We start from the raw sequence: 16,829 nt of genomic DNA on the forward strand, positions 1-16,829 counted from the left end.
AGTTTATGAAATTCAAAAGAGGATTTACGGGGATTTTATCTCTCGCCATCTTAGCAGCGTCTACATCTACAGCTTTTGCAGCTAGTAGGGATAATCTAAAACTAATTAACTATATTAAATTAATTGGTAAGGTTGTTCCAATAAGTAGTGAAGTAAAAGAAGAAAAACAATATAATTTTAAATCTTTTACTGGAACAGTTAAAACAGTAACAGATTTTCAAGGAGCTAAAAAGGATTTAAAATATGTGTTGGTAGAAGATGCAGAGGGAAGAGAAGCAAACATTATAGTATCTAAAGACACGTATATTGTAAATAATGAAAACATTGGTGTAGGATCTGTTATAACTGGATTCTACGATGCAGATAAGCCTATGATAATGATATATCCACCTCAATATAATGCTGAAGTTGTTGCTGTTTTTAATAAGGATCAAAATATTAAAGTTGATAGCTTTGATAAGAATTTAATTAGCTCTGACAAATATTTGAAGTTAAATATTTCTAATGATACAAAGATTATCACACAAGACGGAAAACCTTTTAAAGGAAAGCTTAAAAACAAAAAGCTTGTAGTAATTTATAGCATATCTACAAAAAGTATTCCTGCACAAGCAAATCCAATTCAAATAATTGTATTATCTAAAAAGTCAGCTTAATGCTGGCTTTTTAATTTTATTTATATTATTATAAAAATGGTTGTAATAAATTTACATAGTAGGGTATCCTAGATATAATTGAGAATATAACTTCATCATAAAAGGAGGCAGGATAAAGTTGAAAAAAACTGATACTAGTAGCAGCTCTAATAAAAATTACTACAAAAATAAGTTAATAAATAAGCTATTTAAAATAGTATCAGTAGCTACTATGATTATTATTTTTATAATGATTGGAGGATATATTTTTATGCATCAGCCTCAGTTTGGTAATAATCCTACAGGAGATCGACTAGAAAGAATGAAAAATTCACCTAATTATAAAAATGGAAAATTTCAGTATGCTGTAGAAACTTCTGATTTAGGAGAAGATACTAGCATGTATGAAATGTTTAACGAATTTTTCTTTAATAAAAGTAAAAGAATTAGACCTGCTTCAGAAATTCCATCAGTAAAGAGTGATTTGAAAAACTTAAAATCAGATGAAAATATTATAGTTTGGCTAGGACATTCATCTTTCTTCTTACAAGTTGATGGAAAGAAAGTTTTAATTGACCCTGTCTTAAGTCAATATGCATCTCCTGTAAAGTTTTTCAATAAAAGTTATAAGGGCAGTAATGTATACACCGCCGATGATATACCTAATATAGATTATCTTTTTATTTCTCACGATCATTATGATCATTTGGACTATGAGACTGTTACAAAGCTTAAGCCTAAAATCAAAAAGGTTATCACAGCACTTGGAGTAGGGTCTCATTTTGAACATTGGGGCTATGATAATAATATTATAGTAGAGGAAGATTGGAGTGAGACTATAGTTTTAGATAAAAGTTTTGAGGTAACTTTAACTCCATCAAGGCATCGTTCTGGTAGAGGGGTGAAGTCAAATCAAACTTTATGGGGATCTTTTGTGTTTAAAACGCCAAGTATGAAAATTTTCTACAGTGGAGATACAGGTTATGGTCCGCATTTTAAGGATATAGGGAATACCTATGGACCTTTTGACCTTGCTATTATGGAATGCGGTCAATACAGTAAATATTGGAGAAGTTCGCATATGATGCCTGAGGAAGTAGTTCAGGCTTCGCTAGACTTAAAAGCAAAAAAGCTAATGCCTGGACACTGGGCAAAATTTGCTCTGTCCATGCATGATTGGGATGAACCTATAATTAAAGTTATAGAAGAAAGCAAGAGAAAAAACATGCCATTATTATATCCATTGATTGGCCAAAAACTAGACTTAAAAGAAGCTGTTACAATGGAAGCATGGTGGAAAAAAATAAAATAGATAAAGACAGGTAAATGAAAAATACAAAACATTACTATAAGATAAACAGCATATTTTATGACAATTAAGTATTTAAGAGAGATAGAAATTTGCCAAAGTAAAATTTCTATCTTTCTCTTTCAAAGCCTTTATATCTAGTACCTTGAAAGGTAAGCTTACCAATATCTCCTTCAACTAGCATTCCAAATTCATCTGAATTAATTCTGAACTCCATTCTATCTCCGCTTTCTACTTCAAAAGTAATATAATAAGTGGTTGAGTGGCTCGTATGATGTATATTATCATTAACCTGGTGATTATGACTAGATACACTTGTTCTTTTAGCTACGACTTTTGACCAAACGGTAAGCACAGGTTGTGCGTTATTATATCTAGTTGTTTTGATTGAGCTAACTATAGTAAATATAAAGCCACCAATAACTAGACAAAAAACAATAATCATAAAAATAGGAGCAAAATAGCTAAATAAGAAACTGTCAAAAGTATTGTTAAACGGACTCATATATATCCCTCCTTTATTTTCAATATATTCTACATACTTAATATAATTCCTATGTAAAATTAAAAATATGGGGAGAATAACGTAGATTATACTTTCCGAAAATTTATATATTCTTTTAACTATTATGCGCATAGAAAGTTTATGAAAATATAAAAGCTTTATATAGGTTATAAAAAATTATTTTTAGAATTTCATGTATATGTTTTAATACCATAAGTTATATAATAAGATAAAGTAAGGAGGCGATAGTAATGAATTTTATAGATATGCATTGCGATACTATATATAAACTTATGGATGATTCAAAATTTGGCTTATACAAAAATAAGTTTTCTGTTGATATACAAAAAATGAAGAAGGGAAATTATAAGGCACAATTCTTTGCATTGTTTATAGATGCAGGAGAAACTCCTAATAGACTAAATAGGGCACTGGATATGGCTAATAGATTTCATATAGAAATAGAAAGAAGTAAAGAATATATTTCCTTGGCTACAAACTACCAAGATCTTAAATATAATGAAGAGCACAATAAAATTTCAGCGTTTTTAACTATTGAGGAGGGAGGTGTATTAGAAGGTAACATTGATAACTTAAAAAGATTTTATGATTTAGGAGTAAGATTGATAACACTTACATGGAATTTCAAAAATGAAATAGGATATCCAGCTTATGATAGGATAAATAGTCATAAAGGATTAACTTCCTTTGGCATAGAAGTCGTAGAAGAAATGAATAACCTTGGAGTGATAATAGATGTATCCCATCTTTCAGATGGAGGATTTTATGATGTATTGAAGCACTCGAAATATCCATTTATAGCATCTCATTCCAATGCTAGGGCAGTACAAAAGCATCAAAGAAATTTAACAGATGAGATGATAAAAGTTCTATCAAACAAAGGTGGAATTACAGGAATAAACTTTTGTACAGAATTTCTTACTGAAGACAGTGTAAGTAAGATAGAAGACATGATTAAGCATATAAAGCATATTAAAAATATTGGTGGAGTAGATGTTATAGCATTGGGAACAGATTTCGATGGTATACATTCTAAAGTTGAGATAGAAGATGCATCTAAAATGCATAAGCTCATTTATGCTCTTGAAAAGGAAAAATTTTCTGAAGATGAAATAGAAAAAATATGCTATAAAAACATAGAAAGAGTTATAAAAGATATACTAAAGTAAAGGATGATTAGAATGAAAGAATTGAAGGTGGGCATTTTTTCATGGTTTGGATATATAATGCCTTTTGAAGAAAGAATAAAAATTATAAAGGAATCAGGATTTGATGCTGTATCAATTTGGTGGGAAGATGAGTTTCAAGATACGCAGAATAGTATAGTTCTTAAAAAGGATAATATTCCTGAAATTATTTCAAAGTACGGACTTATTTTAGAAAATATTCATGCCCCTTTTACAAACACCAGTGATTTTTGGAAGGGTGATTTAACTACAAGAAAAACTCTTGTAAATCAGCATATAGGATGGATTAAGGAGTGCAGCAAATTTAATATCCCTATAATGGTTATGCATGTATCGGAATTATTTAAAGTAGAAGAGCCAAACCATTTAGGAATAGAGTGCTTTTTAGAAATAGTAAGGGCAGCAGAGGTTTTAGGTGTAAAGGTCGCCATAGAAAATACTGATTACAATATATTTGTGGACTATATACTTTCCAATATAGACTCTTCTAATTTAGGATTTTGTTTTGATACCTCTCATAATGTGATTTCAAAAGGAGAAAAAATAAACTTACTTGAAAAACATGGACATAGATTATTTGCAACGCATATATCTGATAATGATGGATTAAAGGATAGGCACTGGATACCTTATAACGGGAACATAGACTGGGCTACATTAAAAAAAGATTTTCCAATAGACACATATAAGGGAATTTTAGGTATGGAGCTTTATACAAGAGAAGATGAGAAGAAAATAACCCCAAAGGAATTTGCAGAAAAAGCATACTTTAATATTGATAAATTGAAAAGGTACTTACAATTATAGAAAAAATGTCGCATTTTCCTTTTTCAATGTCGGAATATAATTTTTCTTGACAAACGAACATGTGTTCTGTATAATAAATAATGTTAATACAGGAATATTATATAAGCTTTACTCATATATTTGTTATATAGAAAAACATCTTAAAGGAATAAGAGGTGTTGATTTATAACAAAAGCAAGAATAAATGGGGGTATACGTATGAATAATAAATTGTTTGTCAAGATATATTATAATGTTAATGGTAAAGGAATTTCCGAAGGAGATGCTGCGAAGTATTTGATTGGGGGAGGATTTTATAATAAGGAAGGCGGACATTTTACATTTAAGGCCAGAAGTTTAGATGAGGCAAAGCTTATAGCAAATAATCTTTCTTATAAAAATAAGCTTAATAATTTGAATTTATTTTTATTACCAGATTCAATTGTAAGCTAATATACAAGTAAAAAATGAAAATTTATATATAAAAAAAGATATCCTTATAATAAATATTAATTATATAAAAGTCAGCTAGTGTTTAGCTGGCTTTTTTAATTTATAAGGACTATTATAATTATAATATTATATAAGATATGTAAAAATTATTATATAATAGTAATAGCATTGAAATAGGGGGAGTTTTCATGGATGACATAGTGGGAATTTTAAATATAAAGATTAAAGTTTCTTCTAAAGAAAAATTAGCATATATATTGGTTATTTTAACTTCGCTACTCTGGGGTTCATCGGCAACAGTTGGGAAAATCGTGTTAAAAAACTTAAGTAACTTTCAAATACTATTTTATATTTCATTTATAGCTTTCGTTAGCCTTTTTATTATTTCATGGAAAGAGGGAAGTCTAAATCAGGTTAAAAGTTATACTAAAAGAGATTACTTTAATTTTGCCTATATGGGTTTTATAGGAGTGTTTTTATACGATATATTTTTTTATGGAGCGCTTATGCATGCCCCAGCACAAGAGGTTTTTATAGTTAATTACACATGGCCTGTATGGGTGGGTATATTTTCTTGTATTTTAATTAAGGAGAAGTTTAGTATTAAAAAAGCAATTGCTATAGGCATGGGGTTTGTAGGAATATATCTTGTAGTAAGTAAAGGAAAGATGAATGTGGCTGTGGAAATTGGAAATATGAAAGGATATGCAATGGCCTTAATGGGAGCTGTATGTTATGGAATATTTTCAGTACTTGGTAAAAAACATAATTATGATAAATTTTTATCTATGATGTTTTACTATGCATTTACTTTTATATACATATCCATTTATTTATGTATATTTTATTATATACCAGCAATAAATTTTAAAGAGTTTTTAGGATTAATATGGCTTGGAGCTTTTTCAGGAGGAATTGCATCGGTATTGTGGTTCTTGGCTTTAAAGCATGGAGATACGTTTAAAATGTCAAATATGATTTTTCTGACTCCGTTTATATCACTAATATATACTCATTTTATATTAGGCGATAGAATATATGTATCTTCTTTTATAGGATTATTATTTATAATAATTGGGATATTAATTGAAAAACTAGTGAATACGGCATAATTATTATTTAATATTATCGGAGGTTTTTTATGGAGCTTAGTTTTTTAGGGGGAGCCTATGAAGTTGGGGCAAGTTCTATCCTAATCAATATAAACGGTAAAAAAATTTTGCTTGATTCAGGAATAAGACAGGGAGTAGCAAAAGATTCACTACCTGATTTTAGGACTATTCAAGAAAAGGGTGGAATAGATGCTATAATAATAAGCCATGCCCACATGGATCATACAGGGTCCCTCCCTATCATAAGTAAGGAATATCCAAATGCTAAAATTTATATGAATATCATGACCAAAGATTTAGTAAGGGTGTTGCTTTATGACAGTTTAAAGATTATGAATAATCGTGAAGCAGAAATTCCTTTATATGCTGAACTAGATGTGAAAAATATGCTAGATAGAGTATTTACTATAAATTATCAAGTTGAATTTCCAATGTTTGATGATTTAACAGTTACATTTTATAATGCTGGTCATATTGCAGGAGCTTCTTTAGTATACGTTAAGTCAGAAGAAGGAGCATTATTTTACTCTGGGGACTTTTCACTGTTTCCTCAAAGAACTGTAGAAGGAGCAAAGGTTCCAAAGCTGAGACCTGATGCTGCTATATTTGAGTCAACCTATGGAGATAAGCTTCATTCAAATAGAGAATTAGAAGAAGAAAGGCTTATAAAGGTAGTTAATCAATGTGCTATAAATAAAGGTAAAATGCTTATACCAGCCTTTGCATTAGGAAGAGCTCAAGAAATAATACTCATACTTAAAAAGGCAATAAATAAGGGACAGTTAAAAAATATAAACATATATGTGGATGGAATGATAAGAAATATAAACAGTACATATATGCTCAATCCATTATATCTTAAAAATTCTTTAGGGAAAAAGATATTAAGAGGTATAGAGCCTTTTTATGATGATTACATAAAGCCTATTAAAACTCCTGATGAAAGAGAAGAAATACTTAAAAAAGATGATGCAATTGTTATAATTTCAAGTTCAGGAATGTTAACGGGAGGGCCTAGCTTAGCCTATGCGGAAAAGATAGTTTCTATGGAAAATGGATACATAGTACTTACTGGATACCAAGATGAAGAAAGTCCAGGTAGAAAACTTTTAAGTCTTCTAGAAGCTATGCCGGGTGATAGAGTTCTTGAAATAAATAATAAAAGCATACCTGTAAAATGTTTTATAGAAAAGGTTGGGCTTTCAGCTCATGGAGATAAGAGTGAAATAAAGGCGCTTATCAATATGCTAGCGCCTAAAAATGTGTTTTTAGTTCATGGTAATGGAGAAATTATAGAGAATTTGGGGCATGAGCTTATACCAGAAATAAGGGCAAATATATTCGTTCCAAAGCTTGGAGACAACTATAGCATTAGTATAAAAAGTCCAAGAAAGCAGTGGAAAAAAGAATTTCAGCAGCTTTTGAACATAGAAGTGGAATTATGTGAAGAAAATATAAAGGATTTGTGGAAATTTATAAGAGAAAATTATGGAGAAAAGTTATTTACTGTAGAAGAGCTTATGTACTTATGGAGTGGAAGTAACAAGCATACTATAAGTTCCCTGGAAAAGCTTCAAGAGACTATTTTAAAATCTTTATATTTTGATACAGATAACAAAAGATTATTTTTATTTAAGGCAAAATCGGAAGAGGATGTTAAAGATGCCTTAACCCCAAAGGAATTAAAACCAAATGAACTTTCACAACTGGTGGAAAAGCATTTTAAGGAATATGCTTATAAAAAATCTGGATTTATATATGGGGAAAAGAAGGTGATACTTAGCTTTGATTTTCCTAGAATTGTACCAAATTCCATATATGAATCTATCAAAGGTTTTGAAGCAGAGACAGGGTGGGGAGTAGAAATAAGCAATGCTTTAAATATAAATAAAGCAGAGCAAGTTGTAAGGGAAGTTTTAAAGAATGCAGATGTAAAAAAGATATCTTTTAGAGGAAATGATACTGTGGTAACTCTAAATTCTAATTATAATATTATGGATGAGAGGGAGAAATTTAAAGAAATCACAGGATGTAATTTAGAAGTTTTAACAAAGGGTAGTGCGAATGCAAATGAAGCTCTAAAGGAAAATCTACAAGAAAGTAGCAGTAGTTTTAAAATGGAACAAAACCAAGCACTTAGTTATATAGATGAAGATTTTAGAGAAGAAGAGTTTAAGCCTTACAAAAAAGGGATTAAAAATAATCGCTTAGGACAACATATTGAGCTATCCTTTATAACACCTGTTATAGGTGAAAAATATAAGGATAAAATAAAACAAATAGCTAATAAAACAGGATGGAACATGTCTATATCAAATTCATCAAATATGAATGAAATAATAAATATAGCTTCTTTATATTGCAGAGAAGAGGGAATAACTTTAAAGAAAAATCCTTCCTTTAACCAAGTAGAACTTACAGTAACTTTAAAAGTGGAAAGTGGAAGTGAGGAAGGAATTGAAACGATAAAGCAAAGAATTAAAAAAAGCACAGGATGTAGGGTCATAATTTAAGTAAAATTTGTTTACAAATGAACATAATTATAATATAATGATATAAATTTATATTTTATAAATTTGAGGAAGGGAAAAGTAGATATTAATTATCAACTATAGCGAGTGGGGGATGGTGAAAGCTCCGTGTTAAGATTAATATTGAAGGACATCCTGGAAAAGTTTACTTGAAAACATGTTGTAGGGTAAATCGGTATCCACCGTTATATGGAATAGAGATAACTTAAATTACTAAGTTAAGTAGGATGGCACCGTGAAGTATGTACTCTCACTCCTTGTATAGGAGTGAGAGTTTTTGTTTTGGTGTATCTTATAATATCCTTATCGGGAATGGATCCGCCCGAAAGGCTTAATTTGTATTTAGGTTAATAAGGGTGGCATCGCGACGTTTCGCCCCTTGGAGTATTTCCAAGGGGTTTTGTTTTTTTATTAAGAAATAATAAGGAGGATCAAGTTATGAAAAGAGTGCTTGTAGAACAGTTGAAAAATCATATAGATGAAGAAGTTTTGATTAAAGGATGGGTTGCTAGAATAAGAAAGCTAAAATCAGTTACATTTTTAATAATAAGGGATAGGACTGGTTTAGTTCAATGCATTGCTACTAATGAATTTATGGAAGCTAGGTTTATAAAGCTTGAAACAGTAGTTTCAATTATAGGCAGTGTTGTTGAAGGGAACAACTCATATAATCCATTTGAAGTACAAATTAAAAGCATGGAGATATTAAGCCAGGTGACAGAAGAACTTCCTATAGAGATAAATAAAAAAGACCTTGAGGTAAATCTAGATGTGATGCTAAATAATAGGGTATTAAGTCTAAGGCATGAGAAGAAGAATGCTATATTTAAGGTTCAAAATATAATAGTAGAGGCATTCAGAGAATTCTTAAAAGGAGAGGGATTTACAGAGATATTTACTCCTAAAATAGTTGCGGAAGGCGCAGAGGGAGGAAGTGAGGTTTTTTTAGTTAAATATTTTGAGGAGAATGCTTACTTAGCTCAAAGTCCTCAATTTTATAAACAAATGATGGTGGGTGCAGGCTTTGAGAGAGTTTTTGAAATAGGGCATGCCTATAGGGCTGAGGAGCACAACACAAACAGACATCTCAATGAATATGTAAGTATGGACCTTGAAATGGGCTTTATAGATGGGTTTGAAGATATTATGGACATTGAAGAAAAATTTATAAGACACATGCTATTAAGTTTAGACGAGAGAGGAGCAAAATATATAGAACTTTTAGGAGCTTCTCTTCCTGTTATAGAGAATAAAATACCAAAGATAAAATTTAATGATGCTATTAATATATTAAATACAATGTATAAGAAAACTCTATCAGGAGATTTAGATCCAGAGGGAGAGAGGTTAATATGTAGTTATGTAAAGGAAAAATATAATTCGGATTTTGTATTTATAACCCACTACTCAAGAGAAAAAAGACCTATGTACACCATGCCAAGTGGCGAAGAAGAAACTAAAAGCTTTGACCTTTTATTTAGGGGTATAGAGATAACCACAGGAGGACAAAGAATTCATGATTATAATATGCTTATAAATAATATGCTTTACAAAGGGCTAAATCCTAACAATTATGAGTACTATTTAAATACTTTCAAGTATGGAATTCCTCCACATGGAGGGCTTGCAATTGGACTAGAAAGGTTAACAGCTATGATACTTGGACTGAGCAATGTAAGAGAAACATCTCTTTTCCCAAGGGATAGAACAAGGCTTCAACCATAAATGATTATTTAAAGAAATAGTAGCTATCCATTTGTAGTTCGAGCTACTATTTTCTTGCTATTCTTAAATTAATATTAGATAATATTATGTTATAAAGGAATGTGGTATCATATTTATAAATATAGAATCAGAAAAAAATATTAGGTGTTTTTTCTATAAATAACACTATTAATATTGGGAAGGGAAAAATGTGCAATGACATTTATAATTGAATTGCTAATTAGAACTTGTATAGAAACAGTATATCTTACAGGAATGGTTATTCTAGTTGGATTACTTCTGGGAGTATTAAGAAATAATTCTATGAAAAATTTTCAGAGAAGTTTTGGAACTAAAGCAGTAATGATAACAGGGGTTATTGGTGTTCCAATACATGAATTGAGTCACGCCATATTTGCTCTATTATTTGGACATAAGATTACTCGTATAAAATTACTTCAAAAACCAGATGAAAAGGGGGTAATGGGTTATGTACAACACAGCTATAACCAAGGTAGTATTTATCAGCAGGCAGGAAATCTTTTTATAGGTATAGCACCTATATTTGGAGGAGCTTTTTCTATAATAGCTTTAATAAGGTTTATAATACCACAAGCCTATAACAGCTTTATTAATATATTAGTTAAAGGCCTACATGTTACAGTATTAAATAAAAGTACAATTGAAGAAATAATTAATTCTTATTCAGAGCTAGTAAAAGTTATTTTCTCCTTCAGGAACTTTGAGAATCCATACTTTTACGTATTTTTATTTATAGCTATATGTATATCATCTCATATATCTTTAAGTTATGCGGACATAAAGGGAGCTTCCAGAGGATTAGGGGTTATATTTCTAATATTACTTGTACTGAATGCTTTAAATTTATCAAAATATATATTAGCTATTGATTTAATAAAGTATAATATTTTGATAACAGGGGTTCTAATTGTAGCTTTGATACTTTCAGCAGTAACACTTTTAATAAGTCTAATTTCCATTAGTATAAGTTAGGAATGAGGATAGGCATTTATTTAATTCCAAGGCCCTAACAGCAGATGAATTAAATGATGCAACAGATATAATTGCGTCAATAATCCTTCAGATGCAAAAATAATGATTATTAATTAATATCAATTATAGACTAATTTGGAAATTAGATGTATAATGAATATAATATATTATGGTGAAAGAGGGGGATTCCTAATGTATGAATTTAAAGAAGAATATAAGACTGGAATAGATTTCATAGATGAACAACATAAAGTACTCTTTGAAATAGCTGAAAAAACCTATAATTTACTAAAAAATGAGTTTGCAATTGATAAATACGATAAAATAGTGGCATTAATAAAGGAACTTCAAGACTATACTATTTTTCATTTTACAGCTGAAGAAGAATACATGAAAAGTATTAATTATAAAAGAATGTTCACTCAAAAGGTTGAGCATGATGCATTTATAAAAAGAATTAATGATGTAAATTTTTCAAAGATTGATGAAGATCAAGATGAATATATAATTAGCATATTACAACTTTTAAATGACTGGTTAACAGGACATATCTTTTCAAATGACAAGCTTATAGGAAAATAATTTAGAAATAGTACGACACTTTTAATGCTGGATGACGTATAGAATTTTCATCTAGGAAGGCGTTCATTTCGCTAAAAAGGGCTAATATTTATAAATTTAAAATACCTAAACCTCCTAAACTCGCCATAGGCTCAAACAGTAGGAGGTTCTTAACGTTATTTTAAATTTATAAATAAAGCCCTTTTAAAGCTCATTCAATGCCTTCTACGATGAAAATTCTATACTCTCCAGCATTAAAAGTATCTTCATGAAAACTGCTGAAGGAAGAAATTCAGTGAACTGAATTTCTAAAATATTTTAAGACTTATCACATAAAAATATTTTAGGGCGGTAGTCTTGGAAGTCACAAGAACTTATACGAAATAAATGACGAAATTTAATTTACAAGTTAAAGATATGAGAGTATGATAAAAGGTTCTTAATAAAAAAATAGGATGATTAATAATTTCCGACCTGTCGGTCTTTGGGCTTACCAGCCCTTTGCTAAGTGTCAATTCAAAGGAATTTCGTCAAATCGAAATTCCCTCATTCAGCAGTGTGGATGAAGACATTTTTAATGTTAAATTTAGTATGGGTTCTGCATTGTAGAAAGCATTGAACAAGCAATTAGAAGCTCTTTATCTCTCAATTCAAAACACCGTAAAGAACTTTCTACTGTCTGAGCGGCAGCGAGTTTAGAAAATTTAGGTGATTTAAATTGAGAGATATTAGAGCTTCTTTGCGCAGTGAACGCTTTCTTAAATGCAGAACCCATACGGAAGATTTAGCATTAAAAACGTCGTAATATCCTTTTTAGCTGCATCCAGTAGTGGAGCCACAGTCTAAGCAAACCATGCAGGTTCCATTTCTAACCATTCTTGTGCTAGAACAATGAGGGCAGGTAGAGCCGTAAACTCTTTCTCCATCTACTTTTTCACCCCCAAAAGTTGTAAAGCTTGCTTCCAATGTTGATGATGAAGAAGATATGGCTGTTATTTCGGGGCAATCGGTAGTTTTTTGATCTTCAATAATATCCTCAGTTGAAATTATATTTGTCTTATTCGTGTTTGAGTCGTAGCTTTCAGGTCTTACCTGACACCTTGAATAATCATCAAGTTCTATATCTATAATCTTACTTATAAGATCAGATATAGAGGATACATATTTAATATAAGGATGCTTTTGAACAAAGCCATATGGTTCGTATTTTTGGCCTCTAAGCATTCTTGCAATGTCCTGAGGTGGTACATGGTATTGAAGCATTACTGAGATTGACTTAGAAAGTGAATTTAAAAGTCCAGTAATTATAGTTCCTTCTCTATCTGTAGTTATATATATTTCAGATATTTCTCCATTTTCACGTCTATTAACTGTAGTATATATCTTAACGTCATTTATTTGAGCAGGGTGAGTAGTGCCGCGTCTAATACCTGCTGCTTTGTCACGTCTTGGTCCTTTAACACCCTTTTGAAGTTCCCTTGCTTTTTCAAGTAATGCATTATAGGTTAAAGATTCAAGTTTTACTTCTGTATCAGAATTTAAACTTGTATTTAAAGGCTGACTTGCCTTAGAGCCATCTCTATAAAGAGTAATACCCTTAATTCCAAGTTTCCAAGAAGTTAAAACAACTTGTTTAAAATCTTCCACTGTAGCAGTTTTTGGAAGATTAACTGTTTTCGAGATAGCTCCAGATATAAGTGGGGTAAGCGCAGCAACCATTTTCACATGACCCATAGGATTTATATATCTTTCACCACTACCACAGCGATTTGCAGTATCAAATATGGCTAAGTGTTCATCTTTCAAATGAGGAGCACCTTCGATTTTGCCATCTATTACTTTATCATGTTCTTTTCTAAGTATATAATCCATTATATCTCCAATTTGAACTTCATTATAGCCTAAGTTCTTAAGTGAAGTTTTTATAACAGGATTTATAACTGTCATCATTCCGCCACCAACAAGCTTTTTATAAACAATATGGCTAAAGAATGGTTCAATTGAAGTCGCTCCAGAATCCATGGCAAAAGAAATAGTTCCTGTAGGTGCAATTACAGATACCTGTGCGTTTCTATAACCATACTGTTCACCATTTTTAAGGGCATTAGTCCAACACTCCTTAAGTAGCAAACTTACATTTTTCAAACATTCCTTTGAAAGTATATCATGATTGATTTTAATAGGGTTATATTTTAAATCCTCACAATCTAAATCAATATCTGTACCATCAGTATTAATAGCGCCAGCAACCCTTGAGTGATTTCTTATAACCTTAAGCATATATGATTTATTTATGTCATATTTATCAAAGGTTCCGATTTCCTTAGCCATTAAAGATGATACAAAATAGGAATGGCCTGTAAGTATTCCTGTTAGGGACGCGGCAAGTGTTCTTCCTTCTTCAGAATCATATGGGTATCCCATCACCATAAGAAGTGATGCAAGATTGCTTACTCCAAGCCCTGTGGTTCTAAATATATATGTTTTTCTTGCTATGTCTTCTGTAGGGAACTGCCCCCAGTGTATTGAAGCTTCAAGTATAAGTTGAGTAAGTCCTATAATATGAACATATCCTTCTAAATCTATATTTTTCTTTTGGTCATCATAAAATTTGTAAAGATTTATTGATGCCAAATTACAAGATGTATCATCTAAAAAAGCATATTCCCCGCAAGGATTAGTTGAATTTATTTTATTATAGTGGGCCCCATAAACTCCATCTTCTCCAGCAGGACAAGTATGCCAAGCGTTAAAGGTATCTAAAAACTGAGGAGCAGGGTCTGCACAAGCCCATGCGGAGTTATTAAATGCATCCCATAGAGCTTTAACTTTAACATTTTTATCTAGCTTTTTATCAACTCGTCCCTTAAGATCGATAATTGCTTCAGGATCTTTATGTAAGTTTTCTACTTTGCTCATAAATTCATTAGAAAATCTCACAGAGTTATTGCTATTTTGTCCTGAGACAGTTTCGTAAGCCTCGCCGTCCATATCCATATCATAACCCATTTTTCCTAGAGCTTTAACCTTTTCTTCTTCATGGGCTTTCCAAGTTATAAAATCCATTATTTCAGGATGATCTATATCAAGGCATACCATTTTAGCAGCACGTCTTGTTGTACCACCAGATTTTATGGCACCTGCATTACGATCAAGACCTTTTAAAAAGCTCATAAGACCTGAAGATACTCCGCCACCAGAAAGATGTTCACCTCTAGCTCTAATGCTTGAAAAATTGCTACCAGTACCAGAACCACCCTTAAATAGTTTAGTTTCTGTTACATATTGTTCTGAAATAGAATGAGGTCCTAAAAGTTTATCCTCTACAGAAAGTATAAAACAAGCTGAAGCTTGAGTTCTCGTGTAATTATCTTCACTTTCAACTATTTTTCCAAGGGTTTCATCATAATAATAAGTACCTTGTTTACTACCTTTTATATTATAGGAATGAGAAAGCCCTGTATTGAACCATTGAGGAGAATTTGGGGCATACATCTGATTAAGTAAACCATATACCATTTCATCATAAAATATAGATTTTTCCTCTTCAGTTTTTAAAAGGCCTTCATTTATTAAAGCTTCTGTCCAAAAATTCACCATTCTATGAGCTACCATTTTCATACTGTTTTCATAACCACACTCGTTTGGAACTCCAGCTTTTCTAAAATACTTAGAAGCAATAATATCACAGGCATTTTGAGAATAATGTTCAGGAAATTCTAAATCCTTCATATCCACTAGTACTTTTGAAGTTTTATGATCTTTTAAAAATACATCTACTTTTTTCCAATTAAATAAATCATAAACAGTTAAGTTTTCACTACTTTCCAGAGCTTTTGTATAATATCTTTTTACTATGTGTTTTAAAGAATTAATTTCTTTTAAAAACGGCATATAAATTCCCCCTTTTAATTAAGACTGTTTTAGTATACAATAGGATTAACAAGCAAAATTGCTTGTAATTATCTTACAAATATAATGTGCAAACAATATATATTGTAGTACATTATAATCATATACACAACATCTAGTTTTAATACAAATTTTTAGTTTAATACTAGTAATATAGGAAAAACAATCAAAATCATCAATTTATATACAAATTCAAATTTGCATATAATAATAATTACATAGTAAATAATAATAAATGAATAATAGATAATAACTGATGTTCATTATTATTTACTAATTACATTGATAATATATTGACAATTAAAATAATAGATAATAATATAAAATCAACTAAATAAGTATGAAATTTAAAGTAAGGGTGGATATATATGAATATTACTCAGGAAGCAGATTATGCAGTAAGAGCATTACTGATTTTATCAGAAGAAGGAGAAGAGGCTAAACTTGACGCTAAAACAATAGCAGAAAGAGGATGCATTCCATTAAGATTCTTATTAAAACTTTTAAGAAAGCTTATACATGCAGAGTTGGTTAAATCCTATAGGGGGGTAAATGGAGGATATGCGCTTGCTAAAAGAAGTAAGGATATAAATGTAAGAGATATTATAGAAGCTGTGGAAGGTCCCATAGCTATAAATAGATGTCTAATAAAAGATGGAGTATGTAATGCAAATAGACGTTCATTTTGTACAATTCATAAAGGTCTCGAAAAAGTACAAAAGATTCTTTCTAGTGAACTAGAAAAGATTACTTTAGAGGAGTTAAAAAAGTAATTGACATACATTTTATAGATATTTCAGCATGGCATTTTCACATAGCAAATATTACGCCTGTATTTGCTATGAATGCAGGAATTGAAACATTACCTTACCTATAAATAAAAGGGACTTAAATTTTTAAGTCCCTTTTATTTATAGGTTGTTATCTTTTATAAAAAGAGTTCCTGTTATAGCAAGTATCCAAGAGTATTCCCATAGAGGTTGAAGAATTATTCCAGCCACTACTGCCACAAAAGCAATATCTGCATTAGTTCTCCTAGCTTTGTCCTTAATTTCGGTAATAATTTTTTCAGACATAATTACACCTCTTGTAACTTATT

14 protein-coding genes and 1 other annotated feature are annotated in these 16,829 nt (G+C 30.6%); of the genes, 11 read left to right on the forward strand and 3 right to left on the reverse strand.

Annotated features, from left to right (window positions below; translation table 11 throughout):
- Positions 1–5: 5 nt before the first annotated feature.
- Positions 6–656, forward strand: coding sequence for a hypothetical protein (locus BSD9I1_RS03105; RefSeq protein ID WP_186429092.1), 651 nt, complete (start codon positions 6–8; stop codon positions 654–656).
- Between the two features lie 118 nt (positions 657–774).
- Positions 775–1,947: an MBL fold metallo-hydrolase gene (locus BSD9I1_RS03110; RefSeq protein ID WP_207653876.1), complete on the forward strand. Its 1,173-nt coding sequence runs from the start codon at positions 775–777 to the stop codon at positions 1,945–1,947.
- A gap of 106 nt (positions 1,948–2,053) precedes the next feature.
- On the opposite strand, the gene BSD9I1_RS03115 is transcribed toward BSD9I1_RS03110, so the two are convergent.
- The gene (locus BSD9I1_RS03115; protein ID WP_186429093.1) at positions 2,054–2,449 is read right to left on the reverse strand and encodes a DUF2500 domain-containing protein; all 396 of its coding nucleotides are present in this window, start codon (positions 2,447–2,449) and stop codon (positions 2,054–2,056) included.
- 251 nt (positions 2,450–2,700) lie between these two features.
- Between BSD9I1_RS03115 and BSD9I1_RS03120 the strand changes: the two genes are divergently transcribed.
- The 8 genes from BSD9I1_RS03120 to BSD9I1_RS03155 all read left to right on the forward strand — a co-directional run bounded on the left by BSD9I1_RS03120 (position 2,701) and on the right by BSD9I1_RS03155 (position 11,839).
- Complete coding sequence (locus tag BSD9I1_RS03120; RefSeq protein ID WP_186429094.1) at positions 2,701–3,639, forward strand: dipeptidase; 939 nt, start codon at positions 2,701–2,703, stop codon at positions 3,637–3,639.
- A 12-nt stretch (positions 3,640–3,651) separates the two neighbouring features.
- A complete protein-coding gene (locus BSD9I1_RS03125) occupies positions 3,652–4,464 on the forward strand; it encodes a sugar phosphate isomerase/epimerase (RefSeq protein WP_242966395.1) in 813 nt (270 codons plus the stop codon).
- Between the two features lie 198 nt (positions 4,465–4,662).
- Positions 4,663–4,896 carry a hypothetical protein gene (locus tag BSD9I1_RS03130; protein WP_035309662.1) on the forward strand — a complete coding sequence of 78 codons (234 nt, stop codon included), beginning with the start codon at positions 4,663–4,665 and terminating at the stop codon, positions 4,894–4,896.
- A 188-nt stretch (positions 4,897–5,084) separates the two neighbouring features.
- Entirely contained in the window at positions 5,085–6,008 is a 924-nt protein-coding gene (locus BSD9I1_RS03135; protein WP_186429095.1) for a DMT family transporter, read from the forward strand.
- Between the two features lie 29 nt (positions 6,009–6,037).
- Positions 6,038–8,521: an MBL fold metallo-hydrolase gene (locus BSD9I1_RS03140; RefSeq protein ID WP_186429096.1), complete on the forward strand. Its 2,484-nt coding sequence runs from the start codon at positions 6,038–6,040 to the stop codon at positions 8,519–8,521.
- Between the two features lie 57 nt (positions 8,522–8,578).
- Positions 8,579–8,800 (forward strand) — a binding site (T-box leader).
- A gap of 177 nt (positions 8,801–8,977) precedes the next feature.
- Positions 8,978–10,264 (forward strand): aspartate--tRNA(Asn) ligase, encoded by a 1,287-nt coding sequence (aspS, locus tag BSD9I1_RS03145; protein ID WP_186429097.1) that lies wholly within the window; start codon positions 8,978–8,980, stop codon positions 10,262–10,264.
- Positions 10,265–10,459: 195 nt separating this feature from the next.
- Positions 10,460–11,257: a M50 family metallopeptidase gene (locus tag BSD9I1_RS03150; RefSeq protein ID WP_186429098.1), complete on the forward strand. Its 798-nt coding sequence runs from the start codon at positions 10,460–10,462 to the stop codon at positions 11,255–11,257.
- Between the two features lie 192 nt (positions 11,258–11,449).
- On the forward strand, positions 11,450–11,839 hold the full coding sequence (locus BSD9I1_RS03155; RefSeq protein ID WP_186429099.1) for a bacteriohemerythrin: 390 nt from the start codon (positions 11,450–11,452) through the stop codon (positions 11,837–11,839).
- Between the two features lie 792 nt (positions 11,840–12,631).
- On the opposite strand, the gene BSD9I1_RS03160 is transcribed toward BSD9I1_RS03155, so the two are convergent.
- On the reverse strand, positions 12,632–15,694 hold the full coding sequence (locus BSD9I1_RS03160; RefSeq protein ID WP_186429369.1) for a vitamin B12-dependent ribonucleotide reductase: 3,063 nt from the start codon (positions 15,692–15,694) through the stop codon (positions 12,632–12,634).
- A 404-nt stretch (positions 15,695–16,098) separates the two neighbouring features.
- Here BSD9I1_RS03160 and BSD9I1_RS03165 point away from each other — a divergent pair, with 404 nt between their 5' ends.
- On the forward strand, positions 16,099–16,503 hold the full coding sequence (locus BSD9I1_RS03165) for an Rrf2 family transcriptional regulator (RefSeq protein WP_186429100.1): 405 nt from the start codon (positions 16,099–16,101) through the stop codon (positions 16,501–16,503).
- Between the two features lie 138 nt (positions 16,504–16,641).
- Here BSD9I1_RS03165 and BSD9I1_RS03170 read toward each other — a convergent pair whose 3' ends face one another.
- Positions 16,642–16,806, reverse strand: a complete 165-nt coding sequence (locus tag BSD9I1_RS03170; protein WP_186429101.1) for a hypothetical protein — start codon at positions 16,804–16,806, stop codon at positions 16,642–16,644.
- Positions 16,807–16,829 lie beyond the last annotated feature (23 nt).

The sequence above is a fragment of the Clostridium sp. BSD9I1 genome, from assembly GCF_900185645.1.
In the GTDB taxonomy this organism is placed as follows: domain Bacteria; phylum Bacillota; class Clostridia; order Clostridiales; family Clostridiaceae; genus Clostridium_AK.

Bases quoted from the DNA above. Each gene is read 5' to 3' on its own strand.
- BSD9I1_RS03105 (WP_186429092.1), top strand. From the start codon at position 6: ATGAAATTCAAAAGAGGATTTACGGGGATTTTATCTCTCGCCATCTTA.
- BSD9I1_RS03115 (WP_186429093.1), bottom strand. From the start codon at position 2,449: ATGAGTCCGTTTAACAATACTTTTGACAGTTTCTTATTTAGCTATTTT.
- BSD9I1_RS03120 (WP_186429094.1), top strand. From the start codon at position 2,701: ATGAATTTTATAGATATGCATTGCGATACTATATATAAACTTATGGAT.
- BSD9I1_RS03125 (WP_242966395.1), top strand. From the start codon at position 3,652: ATGAAAGAATTGAAGGTGGGCATTTTTTCATGGTTTGGATATATAATG.
- BSD9I1_RS03130 (WP_035309662.1), top strand. From the start codon at position 4,663: ATGAATAATAAATTGTTTGTCAAGATATATTATAATGTTAATGGTAAA.
- BSD9I1_RS03135 (WP_186429095.1), top strand. From the start codon at position 5,085: ATGGATGACATAGTGGGAATTTTAAATATAAAGATTAAAGTTTCTTCT.
- BSD9I1_RS03140 (WP_186429096.1), top strand. From the start codon at position 6,038: ATGGAGCTTAGTTTTTTAGGGGGAGCCTATGAAGTTGGGGCAAGTTCT.
- aspS (WP_186429097.1), top strand. From the start codon at position 8,978: ATGAAAAGAGTGCTTGTAGAACAGTTGAAAAATCATATAGATGAAGAA.
- BSD9I1_RS03150 (WP_186429098.1), top strand. From the start codon at position 10,460: ATGACATTTATAATTGAATTGCTAATTAGAACTTGTATAGAAACAGTA.
- BSD9I1_RS03155 (WP_186429099.1), top strand. From the start codon at position 11,450: ATGTATGAATTTAAAGAAGAATATAAGACTGGAATAGATTTCATAGAT.
- BSD9I1_RS03165 (WP_186429100.1), top strand. From the start codon at position 16,099: ATGAATATTACTCAGGAAGCAGATTATGCAGTAAGAGCATTACTGATT.
- BSD9I1_RS03170 (WP_186429101.1), bottom strand. From the start codon at position 16,806: ATGTCTGAAAAAATTATTACCGAAATTAAGGACAAAGCTAGGAGAACT.